Annotated in this window: 18 protein-coding genes; 9 read left to right on the top strand and 9 right to left on the bottom strand. The window is 61.4% G+C overall.

Annotated features, from left to right (window positions below; all coding sequences use genetic code 11):
* Positions 1 to 3 precede the first annotated feature (3 nt).
* From LOY31_RS12895 to LOY31_RS12885, 3 genes are all read left to right on the top strand, one after another.
* The gene (locus LOY31_RS12895) at positions 4 to 474 is read left to right on the top strand and encodes an arsenate reductase ArsC (RefSeq protein ID WP_258713420.1); all 471 of its coding nucleotides are present in this window, start codon (positions 4 to 6) and stop codon (positions 472 to 474) included.
* Between the two features lie 11 nt (positions 475 to 485).
* Complete coding sequence (gene arsH / locus LOY31_RS12890) at positions 486 to 1,175, top strand: arsenical resistance protein ArsH (RefSeq protein ID WP_258713419.1); 690 nt, start codon at positions 486 to 488, stop codon at positions 1,173 to 1,175.
* Between the two features lie 117 nt (positions 1,176 to 1,292).
* Positions 1,293 to 3,677, top strand: coding sequence for a DUF3772 domain-containing protein (locus LOY31_RS12885; RefSeq protein WP_258713418.1), 2,385 nt, complete (start codon positions 1,293 to 1,295; stop codon positions 3,675 to 3,677).
* Between the two features lie 28 nt (positions 3,678 to 3,705).
* Here LOY31_RS12885 and LOY31_RS12880 read toward each other — a convergent pair whose 3' ends face one another.
* The 3 genes from LOY31_RS12880 to LOY31_RS12870 are packed head-to-tail and all read right to left on the bottom strand — an operon-like array spanning position 3,706 to position 5,852.
* Positions 3,706 to 4,683, bottom strand: a complete 978-nt coding sequence (locus LOY31_RS12880; protein WP_221535193.1) for a trans-acting enoyl reductase family protein — start codon at positions 4,681 to 4,683, stop codon at positions 3,706 to 3,708.
* Entirely contained in the window at positions 4,680 to 5,081 is a 402-nt protein-coding gene (locus LOY31_RS12875; RefSeq protein WP_085604557.1) for a VOC family protein, read from the bottom strand. The genes LOY31_RS12880 and LOY31_RS12875 overlap by 4 nt, the downstream gene beginning before the upstream one ends.
* A 27-nt stretch (positions 5,082 to 5,108) precedes the next feature.
* On the bottom strand, positions 5,109 to 5,852 hold the full coding sequence (locus LOY31_RS12870; RefSeq protein WP_258713417.1) for an SDR family NAD(P)-dependent oxidoreductase: 744 nt from the start codon (positions 5,850 to 5,852) through the stop codon (positions 5,109 to 5,111).
* A gap of 139 nt (positions 5,853 to 5,991) precedes the next feature.
* Here LOY31_RS12870 and LOY31_RS12865 point away from each other — a divergent pair, with 139 nt between their 5' ends.
* Complete coding sequence (locus LOY31_RS12865) at positions 5,992 to 6,879, top strand: AraC family transcriptional regulator (protein WP_170929352.1); 888 nt, start codon at positions 5,992 to 5,994, stop codon at positions 6,877 to 6,879.
* Between the two features lie 11 nt (positions 6,880 to 6,890).
* Here LOY31_RS12865 and LOY31_RS12860 read toward each other — a convergent pair whose 3' ends face one another.
* Together LOY31_RS12860 and LOY31_RS12855 are read right to left on the bottom strand one after the other, a co-directional pair.
* Positions 6,891 to 7,055 carry a DUF2986 domain-containing protein gene (locus LOY31_RS12860; protein ID WP_085605168.1) on the bottom strand — a complete coding sequence of 55 codons (165 nt, stop codon included), beginning with the start codon at positions 7,053 to 7,055 and terminating at the stop codon, positions 6,891 to 6,893.
* 70 nt (positions 7,056 to 7,125) lie between these two features.
* On the bottom strand, positions 7,126 to 8,007 hold the full coding sequence (locus LOY31_RS12855) for a LysR family transcriptional regulator (protein ID WP_085604562.1): 882 nt from the start codon (positions 8,005 to 8,007) through the stop codon (positions 7,126 to 7,128).
* A 101-nt stretch (positions 8,008 to 8,108) separates the two neighbouring features.
* Here LOY31_RS12855 and LOY31_RS12850 point away from each other — a divergent pair, with 101 nt between their 5' ends.
* Genes LOY31_RS12850 through LOY31_RS12840 form a run of 3 tightly spaced genes read left to right on the top strand, consistent with a single transcriptional unit; the run spans position 8,109 to position 10,655 of the window.
* The gene (locus LOY31_RS12850) at positions 8,109 to 9,173 is read left to right on the top strand and encodes an alkene reductase (RefSeq protein WP_258713416.1); all 1,065 of its coding nucleotides are present in this window, start codon (positions 8,109 to 8,111) and stop codon (positions 9,171 to 9,173) included.
* Positions 9,174 to 9,184: 11 nt separating this feature from the next.
* On the top strand, positions 9,185 to 10,021 hold the full coding sequence (locus tag LOY31_RS12845; RefSeq protein WP_258713415.1) for a pirin family protein: 837 nt from the start codon (positions 9,185 to 9,187) through the stop codon (positions 10,019 to 10,021).
* Positions 10,022 to 10,070: 49 nt separating this feature from the next.
* On the top strand, positions 10,071 to 10,655 hold the full coding sequence (locus LOY31_RS12840) for an isochorismatase family protein (protein ID WP_221535189.1): 585 nt from the start codon (positions 10,071 to 10,073) through the stop codon (positions 10,653 to 10,655).
* A gap of 97 nt (positions 10,656 to 10,752) precedes the next feature.
* Here the strand turns inward: LOY31_RS12840 and LOY31_RS12835 are convergent, their stop codons facing one another.
* From LOY31_RS12835 to LOY31_RS12820, 4 genes are all read right to left on the bottom strand, one after another.
* The gene (locus LOY31_RS12835; RefSeq protein ID WP_085604573.1) at positions 10,753 to 11,448 is read right to left on the bottom strand and encodes a tRNA (adenine(22)-N(1))-methyltransferase TrmK; all 696 of its coding nucleotides are present in this window, start codon (positions 11,446 to 11,448) and stop codon (positions 10,753 to 10,755) included.
* A gap of 116 nt (positions 11,449 to 11,564) precedes the next feature.
* Entirely contained in the window at positions 11,565 to 12,278 is a 714-nt protein-coding gene (locus LOY31_RS12830) for a class I SAM-dependent methyltransferase (RefSeq protein WP_408980470.1), read from the bottom strand.
* A 102-nt stretch (positions 12,279 to 12,380) separates the two neighbouring features.
* Positions 12,381 to 12,977 (bottom strand): LysE family translocator, encoded by a 597-nt coding sequence (locus LOY31_RS12825; protein ID WP_221535187.1) that lies wholly within the window; start codon positions 12,975 to 12,977, stop codon positions 12,381 to 12,383.
* A 51-nt stretch (positions 12,978 to 13,028) separates the two neighbouring features.
* A complete protein-coding gene (locus LOY31_RS12820; protein WP_258713413.1) occupies positions 13,029 to 13,865 on the bottom strand; it encodes an AraC family transcriptional regulator in 837 nt (278 codons plus the stop codon).
* A 166-nt stretch (positions 13,866 to 14,031) separates the two neighbouring features.
* Between LOY31_RS12820 and LOY31_RS12815 the strand changes: the two genes are divergently transcribed.
* On the top strand, positions 14,032 to 14,226 hold the full coding sequence (locus tag LOY31_RS12815; protein WP_258713412.1) for a PLDc N-terminal domain-containing protein: 195 nt from the start codon (positions 14,032 to 14,034) through the stop codon (positions 14,224 to 14,226).
* A gap of 210 nt (positions 14,227 to 14,436) precedes the next feature.
* Positions 14,437 to 15,501: an alpha/beta fold hydrolase gene (locus tag LOY31_RS12810; RefSeq protein WP_085604585.1), complete on the top strand. Its 1,065-nt coding sequence runs from the start codon at positions 14,437 to 14,439 to the stop codon at positions 15,499 to 15,501.
* The last annotated feature ends 1 nt before the right edge of the window (position 15,502 follow it).

Below are 15,502 nucleotides of genomic sequence, written 5' to 3'. Positions count from 1 at the left end.
AAAATGCGCGTTCTATTCATGTGCACGGCCAACAGCTGCCGCAGCATTCTCTCGGAGGCGATGTTCAATCATCTGGCGCCAGCCGGTTTCGAAGCGGTCAGTGCCGGCAGCTTCCCCAAGGGCCAGGTGTTGCCGCGCAGCCTGACCACGTTGCAAGCGGCCGGCATTTCCATCGCCGGGTTGAGCAGCAAGGGCAACGATGCCTTCGAAGACAACCCGCCGGACATCGTCATCACCGTGTGCGACAAGGCCGCCGGTGAGGCCTGCCCGGTGTACTTCGGCCCGGCCCTGAAAGCTCATTGGGGGCTGGAAGATCCGTCGGACGTGCGCGGCGATGAGCGCACCATCGATGCTGCTTTCCGCGCCACCCTCGCCCAAATCGAAACCCGCTGCCGGGCATTTCTCGCCCTGCCCTTCGCCGAACTTGACCGTGATGCCCTCAAGCGCGAGCTCGACCGCATCAGCACGCTGTAACCGGAGCCGACATGACCGACCTGCCCAACCTCGATCCTTCACTGGTTCAAACAACCACGCGTGACGAAGGCGCGCACAAACCGCGCATCCTGTTGCTGTACGGTTCGACCCGCCCACGCTCCTTCAGCCGTTTGCTGGTCGAAGAAGCCGCCCGCCTGCTGGAGCACTTCGGTGCCGAGACGCGGATCTTCAATCCCTCGGGCCTGCCGCTGCCGGACGATGCGCCGGGCGATCACCCGAAAGTCCAGGAACTGCTCGAACTGATGCAATGGTCGGAAGGCCAGGTCTGGTGCTCGCCGGAACGTCACGGTGCGATGTCGGCGGTGTTCAAGGCGCAGATCGACTGGGTGCCGCTGGCCCTCGGCGCGGTGCGCCCGACTCAGGGCAAAACCCTGGCGGTGATGCAGGTCTGCGGCGGTTCGCAGTCCTTCAACGTGGTCAATCAACTGCGCGTGCTGGGCCGCTGGATGCGCATGTTCACCATCCCCAATCAGTCGTCGGTGCCCAAGGCTTATCTGGAATTCGACGAAGGCAACCGCATGAAACCCTCGGCGCTGTACGACCGGGTGGTGGACGTGACGGAAGAGTTGGTGAAATTCACGCTGTTGCTGCGTGATCGCCCGGACCTGGTGGATCGTTATTCCGAGCGCAAGGAATCGGCGGAGGAATTGATGCAGCGGGTCAATCAGCGGTCGATCTGAACAACCACTACGCCGCGAACGGTGGCCCGTCGCCCGGGTCACCGAAACTTTTCCGCGCCCTCCGATCCGATCACCTAACCTCAATGTTTGTGTGATCAACCGGAATCGGCCAGTCCCATGCGTAATGCATTGAAGTCATTGATGTTCGTCGCCCTGCTCGTGCTCGGTTCGGGGGGCCTGGCGGTGTCGGCCGCCGACGTGTCCGGCACACCGGATGTCAGCACTGGCGCCCCGCTCCCCGGCGTCACGCAAAGCGATCTGCAGGCCCTGCAACTGCGTCTCGACGGCCTCAAGCAGCAGATCTCGTCCGCCAACAATTACAACCAGCTCGAAGGCCCGCAGGATCGGGTGCAGACGTTCATTCTGGACATCGATCGGCTGTCGGCATCGCTGTTGCCGCAGCAGGCGCAACTGACCGTACAACTGGGCGTGCTCGGTGCCGCGCCGGCCGAAGCAGTCGCCGCCGAACAAGCCGATATCGCTGCGCAACGGGCGACGTTGATCGAGCAGAAAACCAAAGTCGATACGGCGCTGAAGAACCTCGCCACCCTCAAGCAAAGCGCCACGGACCTGATCACCCAGATCGCGGGCATCCGCCGCACGTTGCTCGAAAGCGAACTGACGCTCAGCACCCACAGCATTCTGAATCCCGGCTTCTGGACGCCCCTTTTCAATCCATCGGCGGATGACCGCCAGCGCCTGCGGTTTTTCCTCGAACAGGTGCAACAGACCGGCGCCGAAGCCTGGCAACCCGGCCAGCGTTTTTACACCGGCCTGCTGGTTGTGCTGGCCTTCGTCGTCTGGACGCTGGGTCGGCGACTGGCCGACCGCTGGCTGGCGTGGGTGTGCATTCACCGCATGCCGGAGGGTCGGCTGCGCCGCAGTTCGCTGGCGTTCGCCTCGGCACTGGCGACACTCGCGACCACCGCCATCGCCCTGCAATTGCTGTACTACGCCTGCACCCGTCACGTGCCGTTGCCGCCGATGCTGGCGACGTTTTCCGATGAGTTCGAGAAGGTCGTTTACGCCTGCGTGCTAATCACCGGCCTTAGCCGCGCGTTGCTGTCCACCGAGCACCCGTCGTGGCGGCTGCCGGCGGTGGCCGACGAGGTCGCACACACGCTCCAGCCATTCGCGCGGATCCTGGCCGCGACGCTGTTGGTGCTGGTCACGGCGGTGCAGGTCAGCAATGCCTCGGGCATGAGCAGCCAGATCGTGATCGCCGGGCGCGGGGTGATTGCGATAGTGGTGCTGGGCATCGTCACGACGTTGCTGATGCGTGTCGGCAGAGTGCGCAAGGTGTTGGCGGCGGCCGGGGATACGCAGGTAGCGGGCAACACCTTCGCCGGTGTGATTTACACCGTCGCCACCCTGGCGATGGTGCTGTCGTTCGGCGCCCTGTTGACGGGGTATGTGTCGCTGGCACGGTTCATCACCTATGAACTGGTGTGGGCGTTTATCGTGTTTTCCGGGTTTTACCTGCTGATGCAGTTGCTCAAGGACAGCTGCGAGTATTTCTTCTCACCCCGCCATTCAAGCGGCAAGGCGCTGAAGCAACTGCTCGGCGTGGGGGATCGACGTCTCGAACAGGCCTCGACCCTGCTGGCCGGCTTCGGTCGGGCTGCGCTGTTGCTGTTGGCGGTCATCACGCTGTTTGTCGGCGGGATCGGCACCACCCTGGGCCAGTTGGCCAACAACATCGGCACGATCCTCGGCGGCGCCGGCCTGCGCAAACTGAACATCGTTCCCGGCCATTTGCTCAACGCGATGCTGGCACTGCTGATCGGCATCTACCTGATCCGCGCCCTGCGCCGCTGGCTCGACAACGAGTTCCTGCCCAAGACCGACATGGACCCGGGCATGTGCGCCTCGCTCAGCACACTGTTTTCCAACATCGGTTATGCGGTGGTGATCCTGCTGACCCTGTCATCGCTGGGCGTGCAATGGACCAACCTGGCGTGGATCGTCAGCGCCCTGTCGGTGGGCATCGGCTTCGGCTTGCAGGAGATCGTGAAGAACTTCGTCTCCGGGCTGATCCTGCTCACCGAACGCCCGGTCAAGGTCGGCGACCTGATCAGCATCAGCGGCGTCGAGGGCGACATCCGCCGGATCAACGTGCGCGCCACCGAAATCCAGCTCAGCGACCGCTCGATCGTGATCGTGCCCAACTCGCAACTGATCTCGCAGAACCTGCGCAACGTCACCCTCGGCGGCAGCGCCCAGGGCGTGGCGACGCTGGAGCTGATGTTCCCGCTGGATATCGACCCCGAACAGGTACAGAACCTGCTGTTCGACACCTACAAGGAACACGAAACCATCCTCGAAAAACCGGCGCCGTTCGTGCGTTTCAGCAAGCTCACGCCGGACGGGATTACTTTGACGGTGACCGGGTATGTTGCGAGCCCGAGGATTGTCGGGACGACCAAGAGTGATTTGTTGTTCGAGATCCTCAAGCGGTTGGGGGCGGCGGGGATTGAACTGGCGAAGCCGCCGAGTACCTGAGGGGGTTGCGGTTCATCGCCCGATGGTTTCAGAAGTCAGTCACGGTTGTACCTGCAATGCTCTCGGCAAAGCCGGCACCGAACACGCGGGCCGGCGTTTCAAAACCCGGTCGCCGCTCCCCCTCCATCACTCGACGCGCGGCCGCCACTGCCGCCAACGGGGTGTAGGTATAGCCATTGACCGTTTCAATGACCGACCGCGCGGCGCTGCCATTGGCGCCCGAGACTTCTGCCACCGCACGGGCGCGGTGAGCCGCACGCTGTTCGGCGCTGGGGCCGTCCGGCAACAGCGACAAATCGCCCTCGGGAAACGCATCGCCACTGATGTGCACGTACATGGCGATATCGGGAATGCCGGTGGAATGCCAGCCCGTGACCAGATCACCAAACGACAACGGCGCGCACAGCACGGGCCCGTCACCAAAATCGAAAGACCGGGGCTGTGCGTCGGGCGTGGCGATGAGTTGTCCGTCAACCCGGGCCAGCAAACCTGCGTCAATAATCTCGCCGACACTCAGAGCCGATCCGCGCGACATGGAGCCTGCTACCTGCAGCGCAATTTTCAGCGAATGTGGTGCCTGCACGCGTCGAGCGACATGCATCGCCAGACAATCGGTCGGCACCACATCCCAGCCGACGCCGGGCAACAACATGACACCGGCCTTCGCGGCCTCGACGCCCAGCTGCTCGGCCCGTCGATAGACATTGATCTCTGCGGTGATGTCCAGATAGTCCACCCCGGCCCTGATACACGCCTGCATCAACACGTCCGCCGTCTGCGCGAACGGCCCTGCAAAGTTCAGCAATACCGCAATGCCCTCCAGAGACTCCGCTGCAAGGGTCTCAGGTGCGAATACTCGATAAGGCACATCCAGTTGCGCCGCGAGGGATTCGATTTTTTTTGCCGTACGACCGGCAATGACGACGTCCAGGCCCAGCGACCGGGCATGCTCCGCCGCCATGCGCCCGGTGTACCCCGTCGCCCCATAGATCATTAATGTGCTCATTGGCCGTGCTGCCATTTTTTGTAGACGAATTCGAGGCTGTAGCCGTCCGAATCGAGGACGTTGGCCGCGTAGTAATCGGGGTCGTAGTGCAGGCGTGCGCCCGGGGCGCCGTTGTCGACAGCACCGCTTTCGATGGCCGCTGCGTAGGCAGCGTCGACCTGCGCCGTGTTGCTCGCGACGAAGCCAACATGCACGGCCCGCCCCTCTACTACGCCCTCACGCAACCAGAAAAACATCCGGCCGTTGGCACCGAATCCCTTCAGGTCTGGATGCCCTGGTGGGCCGTCCTTGCCGTCGTAATCGAGCCTTGCGGTGATGCCCAGTGGAGTCAACACTGCCGTGTAGAAAGCAATCGAGCGTTCAATGTCGCTGACCGACAGAAAAATATGATCAAGCATGATGCCTCCTCGCATTCGGGTATTGATTCAGATGAAGTAACCGCCTGCGACCTCAATGGATTGAGCATTGATCCAGCCGCTCTCATCAGACAGCAACAGGGCAATCACCCGAGCGACGTCCTGCGGCTCGCCCACCCGACCGAGCGCCGTTTGCGAAGCGAGCAAGGCCTCGAACTCATCATTCAGACCGCCGCCCAATTCAGTGCGGATCGCACCCGGCGAAACTGCGTTGGCCCGAATGCGACGATCCGCGAACTCCTTGGCCATGTAACGCGTCAGCACTTCCAGTCCGCCCTTGGCAGCAGCGTAGGGCGCGACGCCGGGCATGGCGACGCGGGTGGTGGCGCTGGTCAGATTGACGATACTGGCGCCCTCGCTCATCAGGGGCAGCAGGGTCTGCGTGAGAAAAAACGGGCCTTTGAGGTGGGTGTTCAACAGACCGTCGAACTGTGCCTCGGTTACTGTTTCCAGCGAATTGAACAGGCCGTGGCCGGCGTTGTTGACCAGCCCGGATAGCCTTATTTCGCCCCAAGTAGCCTGGAGTGCGTGAACGACCTTCTGGCGGAAATCGTCGAACTGACTGACGTCGGCAACGTCCAGTTGAAGCGCCACGGCGGTGCCACCCGAGACTTGAATGCGCTGGACGACCGAAGCTGCCGCCTCGGCATTGCGCTGATAAGTCAGGATGACGCCCATACCGAGTCGTGCACACTCCTCGGCCGCACTGGCGCCGATGCCACGGCTGCCGCCGGTAATAACGATAACGCTCATGCGCTGCTCCACTGTCATTTGAGTTGAAGCACCACAGTAGCCATCGGCCGGGCGGCGAGCGCAGCGGTTCCTCTTCGAAACCTGCCTGTTTCTGCTTTTTGCTTGCGCGGGTGTATCCGTGTGGGGTCAGATGCACGGCATGAATAGCCAACTGACAGAACTTCGCGCCCTGGCCCGAAACGCGCAGAACCGCCGCACGGAAACAGGCATTCCACGGGTTGCCATGGTTCAGGGTGAAATCCCTGAACACTTGCTGGCGGCGGTTTACCAACCGATGATCAACCTGATCCTGCAAGGCAGCAAATCCATGACCATCGCCGACCGTACGCTGCATTACGACCCGGCGACCTACTTTGTCATGTCCATCGATCTGCCGGCCGTCGGCCAGGTTCACCCCTCTCCCGCTGGCGAGCCGTACCTGGCAGTGAGTCTGACGCTTGATCCGGTTGTCTTGACGACGCTGCTGGCCGACCTGCCCAAACCTCTCGGCCAACACGAGCAGGACGCCGGTTTTTCGGTGGCGGCTGTCACCCCGCCCTTGATGGATGCCTGGGTGCGGATGCTGCGTCTGATGGGCCAGCCTGAAGAGATCGCGGCACTGGCGCCGGTCTATGAGCGGGAGATTCTGTACCGTGTCCTGCAAGGCCCCCATGGCTGGATGCTGCGGGACATCGCTGCCCCCGACAGCGCCATGGCGCGCGTCAACCTGGCCATTGCGCACATACGGCAGGACTTTGCCGAACCGATCCGGGTAGACGACCTGGCCCGGCTTGCGTCAATGAGCGTGTCCGCCTTCCACCGACACTTCAAAGCCGTTACGGCGCTGAGTCCATTGCAGTATCAAAAGCGGGTTCGTCTGCTACAGGCCCGGACGCTGATGGTGGCGAGTACCAGGAATGTCACCCAGGCGGCGTTCGAAGTGGGGTATGAAAGCGCTACACAGTTCAGCCGTGACTATGCACGGGTGTTCGGTTTACCACCGTCGCGGGACGCGGCGCGGATACTTGGGGAAACCCGAAACGGTTGAACCCCGCTCAATCAGTCCTCGGTGACAGCACTTGCTTCGGGGGTCGCTTCAGCCGCCATTTTCAGGCGATCCGCCTTGCTGATGTACTTCGGTTTGTTGCTCTTGGGTGCCAGTTTGGCGTTGGCCTTTCTGGATTTTTCCTTGAAGAGCTGTTGCAGTTTTTTCTGACGGTTCATGGTGATTTGGCCTGCTTGAAAGTTGTTGGATGATATCAGCTTCAATCCGTTACTGATCCCAGAGTACCCCTCACGCGCAATCGAGCCTGTCACGCAGAAACTCGATGAAACGTTGCGTCTTGGCCGGGAGCAGTCGCGTCTCTGTCAATGCGTAGACCGAAACCGGTGGTGCCTGCCATTGCGCCAGCACTCTGCGCAATGTTCCGCTCGCCACATCCTGGACGGCGATACCCTCCGGTAACAGCGCGATCCCCAGATCCAGAGACGCCATGCGCCGGAGCATGCCCACACTGTTGAGTTCAAAACGTCCTCCGACCTCCACCTGTTCGCTCCCGGTTTCACTGATGAGTGTCCAGTGGTCAGAACCGGAGCCACGCATTCTGAGGCATTCATGATTGATGAGTTGGGCAGGTTGCTCCGGTTCCCCGAACAGTTCGAGATACCGGGGCGATGCGTAAAAAGCACGCTTCATACTCGCCAACTTGCGGGCAATCAGGTTTGAGTTCGGCGGTTCTCCCATCCGAATGACGATGTCGACCGGGTCGCTGACCAGATCCACCTGCCGTGGTGTGAGCTCAAGATCGAAGCGGATACCCGGATACTCGCGGGCAAACTCGGCAATCAACGGCGCCAGATAGATAGTGGCAAAGTCCACCGGCATCGAAACCCGCAGCAAACCACTGGGCCGGGCAAGCATTTCGCCCAATTGCTCATGGGCCAGTCTCGCCTCTTCCACGATCCGCTTGCAGCGCTCGAAATAAAGTTGCCCGGCCTCCGTCAACTCGATCCGGCGTGTCGTGCGGTGCAACAGACGCAAGCCGATGGCCTTCTCCAGGCCACTGATGCGCCGGGAAAGCGTTGAGTTGGGCATGCCCAGCGACTCCGCCGCCCCACGAAAGCCGCGCATTTTCACAACTTCCACAAACAACGCCATGTCGTTCAGGTATTCCAAAAAGATTGCTCCATCAGTGGATCAGTCATTTCAATTTTGACGGATTTATCCCGAATTTGAATTGACTGATGATAACTCCATCACTACTGAGGAGCACCGCGATGAACCCACTTTTTTCTGAAATCCAGGTCGGCCGTCACACCCTCTCCAACCGTATCGTCATGGCACCCATGACGCGTTCGCGCGCCGATGATGACGGTGTACCGACGGATCTGGTCGCGACTTACTACGGTCAGCGCGCCAGTGCCGGGCTGATCATTTCCGAAGGCGTGTTTCCCGTTGCTCTCGGCAAGGGCTACGTCCGAACGCCGGGTATCGCAACTGCCGAACAGATGGCGGCCTGGAAGCAGGTCACGGACGCCGTGCATGCCCGTGGCGGTCGCATCTTCATGCAACTGATGCACTGCGGACGGGTTTCCCACCCTTCATTGCTCGCCAATGGCGCTCAGCCGCAGGCACCTTCTGCCATCAAGGTAGAGGGGCAGACCTACACCGCCAACGGTTTGCAGGATTTCGTCGTCCCGCACGCCTTGACCATCGTCGAAATCGCTGCCGTCGTCGAAGGCTATCGCCAGGCTGCACGCCGCGCGATCGAGGCGGGTTTCGATGGTGTCGAGCTGCATGCGGCATCCGGTTATCTGCCGGAGCAATTCTTGTCCACTGGCAGTAACCAGCGAGATGACGAATATGGCGGCCCGGTTGAAAACCGCGTCCGCTTCGTGCTGGAAGTGCTCGCCGCCATGGCGGATGAGATTGGCGGTGACCGCGTCGGCATCAAGATTTCGCCCGAAATGAACTTCAACGACATCGTCGATGCCAACCCGCAGGAAACCTACACGCACCTGGTCGAACAACTGCGCGCTTTCAATCTCGCTTACCTGCATGTCGCGCTGTTCGGCGCCACGTTCGACTACCACGCAGCGCTGCGACCTCTCTTTACCGGGCGCTACCTGATCGGCAGCGCTCTCGACAAAAATACCGCCGAATCCCTGATTTCCAGTGGCCAGGCCGATGCGGTGGTGTTTGGCAGTGCGTTTATCGCTAACCCTGACTTGCCCGAGCGTTTGCGCAGTGGTGCCGAGCTGAATACTGCGGACAAAAACACCTTTTACGCCCCGGGCCCAGAAGGCTACATCGACTACCCGACCCTGTCCGTAGAGGCTTGAGGAACGCCGCCATGCTCACCACCGCACGTTTGCAGCGCATGAACCACGGCAGCCGATTCAGGGCGTTCACCCTGCGAGGCGATCGGCATGCGAAACCGATCGACCCGTTTTTGGGCGTCGATCACGCCTGGATCAGCGGACCGACGTTTCCGGCCCACCCTCATGCAGGGTTCTCGGCGGTGTCTTACCTGTTTATGGATTCGCAAACCGGTATCGATAACCAGGACTCACTGGGCAATCGCAACCTGATCCAGCCCGGTGGTCTGCACTGGACGGCGGCGGGCAATGGCGTCGTGCACGAAGAAGTTCCGGCCGAGCCCGGCAAGACCGTTCACATGCTGCAGATTTTTATCAATCTGCCGGAGGACAAACAGTCGCAAGCACCGTTTGCCTTCAGCGTTGAATCTCAGGAGGTGCCGGTCGTTCATTCGCCGGGCGTGAAGGTTCGAGTGCCTCTGGGCAGTTTCCACAACGTTGTGTCTCCTCTATCGCTGCCAACCGACGTGCGACTGCTGGACATATCCCTGGAGGCTGGGCGCGAAATGAGTGTCTCGATTCCCGAAGGTCATGTGGCGTTCGTCATGCCTATAGATGGCGAAGTGTCTGTCGACGGCCACCCCTTCGATCTGTCCGATCCGAAAGTACCGGTCAATCTCCCGCAAGGGGCGGATCGTAGAGTCACCTTGAGTGCGCCGACCGGCAACGCCAAGGCCGTCGTTTTCTCAGGCACGCCCTTGAACCAGCCGGTGCATTGGCAGGGCCCGATGGCGCTCGCTTCTTCAGAAGCCCTGACCGCCGCCGTGGCCCGCTATCAACGGGGTGATTTTGGAAATCTGAATCTTCGCTGACTCCACCACCGGGGGCATTCCCCCCATTTCAAATGCCAGGAGAACCACCATGACGTACGAAAACTTCAGTGCCGACAATGCTGCCCTTCTGCTGATCGATCACCAGGTCGGGACCATGGGCTGGGCCAAATCGATGGCTTTCGAAGAACTCAAACGCAACGCCCTGATGCTCGCCAAGGCCGCGCGCATTCTGAAAATGCCCGTCGTGTTGACCTCCAGCATGGAAGAGCACGCACAAGGTCCGCTCCTGAGTGAGCTTGAGCAGATCCTGCCGGCTGAGTTTGCGAGCCGCATCAAACGCCTTGGCATCGTCAACGCCATGGACGACGAACACTTCGCCGCCGCAGTGAAGGCGACCGGTCGCCGTAAACTGATCATCGCCGGCGTCACCAACGACGTCTGCACCGTTTACCCGGCGCTCTCGCTGGTGCGTGATGGTTACGAAGTCCAGGTCGTCGCCGATGCCGGTGCGTCACCAACCAAAGCAGCCGATGACATCGCATTGCGCCGCATGGACAAGGCTGGTGTCACGCTGACCAGCACCAACCAGTTGATTGCCGAACTGGCCGGTAGCTGGGCGACGCCTGAGGGTGGTGAATTGGTGCAGGTTTTGATGGAGTCTTTCGGTAGCTGATCGCGCTGGAATCATTGCCCGGTGTGGCGCTGGCAGGCGCAGCACCGGGCAAACCTGACTTCGGACAGGATCGCCCTCATTAGCATCTCCGAGAGTTTCACCCCAGCACGTCAGTGATCCAGCGCACCTGCTGCTTCAGATCCTGCACCTTTTGCTCGCATACCCCATGCCGAGCCCGAGCGAAGTGGCTCAGCGTCTGCTGCTTGTGCCGCAACCGATGCTGCCACTTGCTGACAAACGCAGGACTGCGCGTCTGCAACTGCAGCGGCCCGAAGTACAGTTCTTCGGCGGTATAAGTCACCGGCTCGCCTCGCTCGGCTACGATGATTTCGTAGTCGAAGCGGTTTTCGTGCAGCACGTCTTCGCAGAGGATTCGATAGCCGTTGTCCATCAGCCATTGGCGCAGCGGTTGTTCGCCGCCGTTGGGTTGCAGGATCAGACGTTCGCGGCCGCTCAGGCGCGCCTTGCCGCCTTCGAGAATGTCGCGGATGGTCTCGCCACCCATGCCGCACACGGTAATTGCCGTGATCCCGTCCGCCGGCTCGACGGCCATCAAGCCATTGGCCAGGCGCACAGTGACCTGCTGCTCAAGATCGTTTTCGCGCACGGTGCGTTGTGCCGAACGGAACGGCGTCTCGGCCATCTCGCCCGCCACCGCCGCCGCGATCGCGCCACGGCGCATCAGGGCCACCGGCAGGTAACCGTGATCCGAGCCGATATCGGCCAACCGCGCACCGGCGGGCACATGCGCCGCCACCCGCTCCAGGCGCATGGACAATGTCTGTTCGTTCAACCGCAACCCCTTTCACTCTGAACGCCCGGCACTGGTGACCGGATCGGGGCGCGATTCTGGGGGGCAACGGCGGGGATTTCAAATGCGCGTGGTCGGATTCGTCGCTAAGGCACCGGTCAACTCGTTTTACGCGTCAACCACGCGCCCCAGAACAGGCTGCTGAAAAACCGGGTGGCCTCGCCGAAGCCGGCTTCATGTAACAGCTTTTGAACCGCCGCCTCGGAATGGGGAGGATCGGCACCCTGAAGGATTTTCCCCAGTTTGGCCTTCACCTCATCGGCGCTGGCCCCGTTCTGGCGCCAGCGTTGTCCCCACGCTTCCAGCAGCAACGGCTGGCTGGCATACGCGTAGTGATTGCCGGCCACAATCAGCGGAGCACCCGGTTTCAAATGCGCCCGAATGGATTGCAGAAGCGCTCGTTTGGCCTCATCGCCTTCCAGATGATGCAGAACGCCGATCACCGTTGCGGCGTCGTAAGACTCATCGGCAGGCAAGTCATCGACCGGCCCGAGATGCAGATCCGTTCGCTCAAGCAAGTCATGCGACCGCAACTGCTCGGTCGCCGCCGCCAGCATCGGCTCGGAAGGATCCACCGCCATGAAGCGCCAGCCAGGCTCCAGACTTCCCATCGCGATGATTTCCTGGGCTGTCCCGCCTGCGCCAACCGCCAGAATCCGCGCCGAACCTGCGTTACCGAGACTGGCGGCCAGCATGCACGCGGCTAGGTCATGGCAAGCGTCATAGCCCGCCAGCGCAATGCGGCTTTGCTTGCCATATTCATTGGCGCGGGAGGTGTCGAATTTTTCAGTAGAGGAAGCGTTCAAGGGCATTTCTCCGTGTCCTTGAATCACCCTACGTCACGAAGATTGATAATAGAAATTCATTGATTTTATGCGGTGCATTCCTGTCAGGAATGCGGAAGGTGACGATGCCTAGACCAACACCGTCAACCAAGCCGACAGCAACAACAAAAACGCCAGCCCGGCATTCATCCGCCGAAACGCCCGTGGCGAGCCAAAGAACCGCGCACTGCCCACGCCCAGCAGCGCCCACGCCGTCATGCACGGCAGGCAGACCATTAGAAAAACCGCCGACAACAGCAGCATCCGCGAGCTGTCGTCGCCGTTGCCGCCAAACACGCTCACCACCGCCACGGCCATCATCCATACCTTGGGATTGATCAATTGCAGGCCGGCGGCGCCGAACACGTTGAAGCCGTCATCATTCGACGTCGAGGACTCCAACGATGGCGGTGTGCTGCGAAAGATCTGCCACGCCAGCCAGCTCAACCACAACACCCCGACCCAGGCCATCGCCTGCTGCACGCGGGGATAGCGCAGCAAGGTTTCCCCCACGCCGAGCCCGACCACCAGCACCACCAGCGCCGCCGACACACACGCGCCGAAGATGATCGGCACGGTGGCCGTCAGACCGCGCCGCGAGCTGTGGCTCATCACCAGAATATTGGTCGGCCCCGGGGTGATCGAGGCGACGAAGGAAAACAGCAGAAATGGCAGCAACGATTCCATGACAGGACTCCCGAATCAGAACAGGAAGTCATGGTCGCGGTTGTGCGGGGTTCAGTCTGGAAGGTTTGAGCAGCGCTTGCGGTAATCCGCCGGCGTCAGGTGATAGGCACGGCGGAACCAGCGTCCGAGATGGCTCTGATCGGCAAAACCGAGTGCGCTGGCGACGGTGGCGGGTGTTTCGCCGCGCGCCAGCAACTGGCGGGCGCGGGCCAGGCGCAGCTGAATCAGGTAGGCATGCGGCGCCAGTCCGAAAGCGGCCTTGAAGGCCCGGGTCAGGCGAAAGCGATCGACCCCGCAGGCCTGGGCCACATCGTCCAGCCCGATGTCCTCAAAGGCATGAGCATGCAGATAGTCCCGCGCCACTTGGGCCACCCGTGGCAGGCGCGGATCGAACGGTTGCCGTTTACGCCAGTCGAGGTGCGACGTCAGCGAACCGAGCAAGGTGTCGATGGCGGTCTGGCGCACGATGCGCAAGTCGCCTTGATGCAGGGCGTGGAAGGCCTGATTGATGGCGGTGGACAGGCGCGAATCCTGACTCAGGGTATCGGTGAACCCGAGTTGGCTGTTGTCCGGCGCATGCTCGAACAGCACGCGCAATTCGCGCTCCAGCCAGTGCGGGTCGAGGTAGAGCATGGAATAGGTGAAGCCCTCCTCCGTCGGCGCGTGTCCGTCGTGAATCTCACCCGGTTCCAGCATGAAAATCTTGCCCGGCGTACTCAGATGCCGCACCTGTCGGCAATGAAACTGCTGCACGCCCTGCTCGGTGACGCCCACCAGAAAGCTGTCATGCCAGTGCGGATCGTAGGCGTGGCCCTGGAAATGGGCACGAATCGACTCGATCCCGGTGTCGGCATCCTGAGACAAGTCGATCCAGTTGCGTTTGTCCACGCAAGGCTCCGAAGGCAGTGTTGGTCGTTGAAGACGTCTACGTTACCGCGACTTTGCCGATCGGTTTAGAACATTTGTGCACGTGACCCACGCAAGCCACCCAGCAAATTAAATGAACCCTGAGTGGCATGCCCCGCCTAAACCAATGACCATCAGGAGGTAGCCCATGCAACTTGAAACCACGTGGATCGTACTGGCCGTCGTTCTTTTGCTCATCGAATTGTGGGCGATCAACAGGGTGCGCAAGAGTGAGGGGAAAGCCAGCAACAAAGGCGTCTGGATCGTATTGATCGTGTTTGTGCCGCTGTTCGGGCTGATCGCCTGGGCGCTGGCCGGGCCCAAGCACGTCATTCAGGCCTGAAGCCCAAGGTCAGCAAGAGCCCCGAACATTCGGGGCTTTTTGTTGGCCGCAGGTTTGTATCCCAGTGTGTACGAACGCCCCCCGGATACATGCCCGCGCATCAGCCCACGAAAACGGAAACAGCGCAGATACGTGGCCAGTCTTTAATGAACGCCAGATACGAAGGGTTCAGCCAGAACCCGGCCCTCGCCGATCATAAGGAGACTTGCCATGAAGCACGCACCACACGCCACCGTCCCCACCGGGAAAAACCGTCGCCGCCTGCTGGGTCTGTCGATTCTTGCCACCGCGCTGTTGCAGTTTGGCGCCTTCGCTCAGGCGCAAACCGCAGCACCCGAGCCGGTCAAGACCGAAGCCGCCAGCGTCAAAGCCGACCTGCCCTTCGGCCCGCTCAAGCATGTGAAGGCTGGCCTGCTGGACGTGGCCTACGCCGAAACCGGCCCGGCCAATGGCCCGGTGGTGATTCTCCTGCACGGCTGGCCCTACGACATTCACAGCTACGACGACGTCGCGCCGCTGCTGGCGGCCAAGGGTTATCGGGTGTTGATGCCGTATGCCCGGGGTTATGGCGACACGCATTTCCTGTCTGAAAAGACCGTGCGCAACGGTCAGCCGGCGGCGCTGGCCAGTGACGTGATCGATTTCATGGATGCCCTGAAAATCAAACAAGCCGTGCTCGGCGGCTACGACTGGGGCGCGCGTTCGGCGGACATCGTTTCGGCGCTGTGGCCGGAGCGGGTCAAGGCGCTGGTGTCGGTCAGCGGTTACCTGATCGGCAATCAGGCCGCCGGCAAGAATCCGCTGCCGCCCAAGGCCGAGCTGCAATGGTGGTATCAGTTCTACTTCGCCACCGACCGTGGTGAGGCCGGTTACACCATGAACACCCATGACTTCGCCAAGCTGATCTGGCAACTGGCGTCACCGAAATGGGCCTTCGACGACGCCACCTTCGACCGCAGCGCCAAGGCATTGCAGAACCCGGATCACGTCGCGATCACTGTGTTCAACTACCGCTGGCGTCTGGGCCTGGTGCAGGGTGAAAGCCAGTACGATGCACTGGAACAGAAACTCGCCACCGCGCCGTCGATCAGCGTGCCGACCATCACTATGGAAGGCGATGCCAACGGCGCGCCGCACCCGGCGCCGGAGGACTACGCCAAACGCTTCACCGGCAAGTACCAGTTCCGCCTGATCAACGGCGGCATCGGTCACAACCTGCCGCAGGAAGACCCGAAAGCCTTCGCTCAGGCGATCATCGACGCCGATCACCTCTGAA

This window comes from Pseudomonas sp. B21-021 (genome assembly GCF_024749205.1).
In the GTDB taxonomy this organism is placed as follows: Bacteria; Pseudomonadota; Gammaproteobacteria; order Pseudomonadales; family Pseudomonadaceae; genus Aquipseudomonas; species Aquipseudomonas paraglycinae.
The sequence above is the reverse complement of the archived record's forward strand: the minus strand, read 5'-3'. Positions and strand labels throughout refer to the sequence as shown.

Excerpts from the sequence above, each read along its gene's own strand:
- LOY31_RS12825 (WP_221535187.1), bottom strand. The coding sequence starts at position 12,977 with ATGGAATCGTTGCTGCCATTTCTGCTGTTTTCCTTCGTCGCCTCGATC.
- LOY31_RS12830 (WP_408980470.1), bottom strand. The coding sequence starts at position 12,278 with ATGCCCTTGAACGCTTCCTCTACTGAAAAATTCGACACCTCCCGCGCC.
- LOY31_RS12815 (WP_258713412.1), top strand. The coding sequence starts at position 14,032 with ATGCAACTTGAAACCACGTGGATCGTACTGGCCGTCGTTCTTTTGCTC.
- LOY31_RS12850 (WP_258713416.1), top strand. The coding sequence starts at position 8,109 with ATGAACCCACTTTTTTCTGAAATCCAGGTCGGCCGTCACACCCTCTCC.
- LOY31_RS12845 (WP_258713415.1), top strand. The coding sequence starts at position 9,185 with ATGCTCACCACCGCACGTTTGCAGCGCATGAACCACGGCAGCCGATTC.
- LOY31_RS12880 (WP_221535193.1), bottom strand. The coding sequence starts at position 4,683 with ATGAGCACATTAATGATCTATGGGGCGACGGGGTACACCGGGCGCATG.
- LOY31_RS12865 (WP_170929352.1), top strand. The coding sequence starts at position 5,992 with ATGAATAGCCAACTGACAGAACTTCGCGCCCTGGCCCGAAACGCGCAG.
- LOY31_RS12885 (WP_258713418.1), top strand. The coding sequence starts at position 1,293 with ATGCGTAATGCATTGAAGTCATTGATGTTCGTCGCCCTGCTCGTGCTC.
- LOY31_RS12875 (WP_085604557.1), bottom strand. The coding sequence starts at position 5,081 with ATGCTTGATCATATTTTTCTGTCGGTCAGCGACATTGAACGCTCGATT.
- LOY31_RS12840 (WP_221535189.1), top strand. The coding sequence starts at position 10,071 with ATGACGTACGAAAACTTCAGTGCCGACAATGCTGCCCTTCTGCTGATC.
- LOY31_RS12860 (WP_085605168.1), bottom strand. The coding sequence starts at position 7,055 with ATGAACCGTCAGAAAAAACTGCAACAGCTCTTCAAGGAAAAATCCAGA.
- LOY31_RS12810 (WP_085604585.1), top strand. The coding sequence starts at position 14,437 with ATGAAGCACGCACCACACGCCACCGTCCCCACCGGGAAAAACCGTCGC.
- LOY31_RS12870 (WP_258713417.1), bottom strand. The coding sequence starts at position 5,852 with ATGAGCGTTATCGTTATTACCGGCGGCAGCCGTGGCATCGGCGCCAGT.
- arsH (WP_258713419.1), top strand. The coding sequence starts at position 486 with ATGACCGACCTGCCCAACCTCGATCCTTCACTGGTTCAAACAACCACG.
- LOY31_RS12895 (WP_258713420.1), top strand. The coding sequence starts at position 4 with ATGCGCGTTCTATTCATGTGCACGGCCAACAGCTGCCGCAGCATTCTC.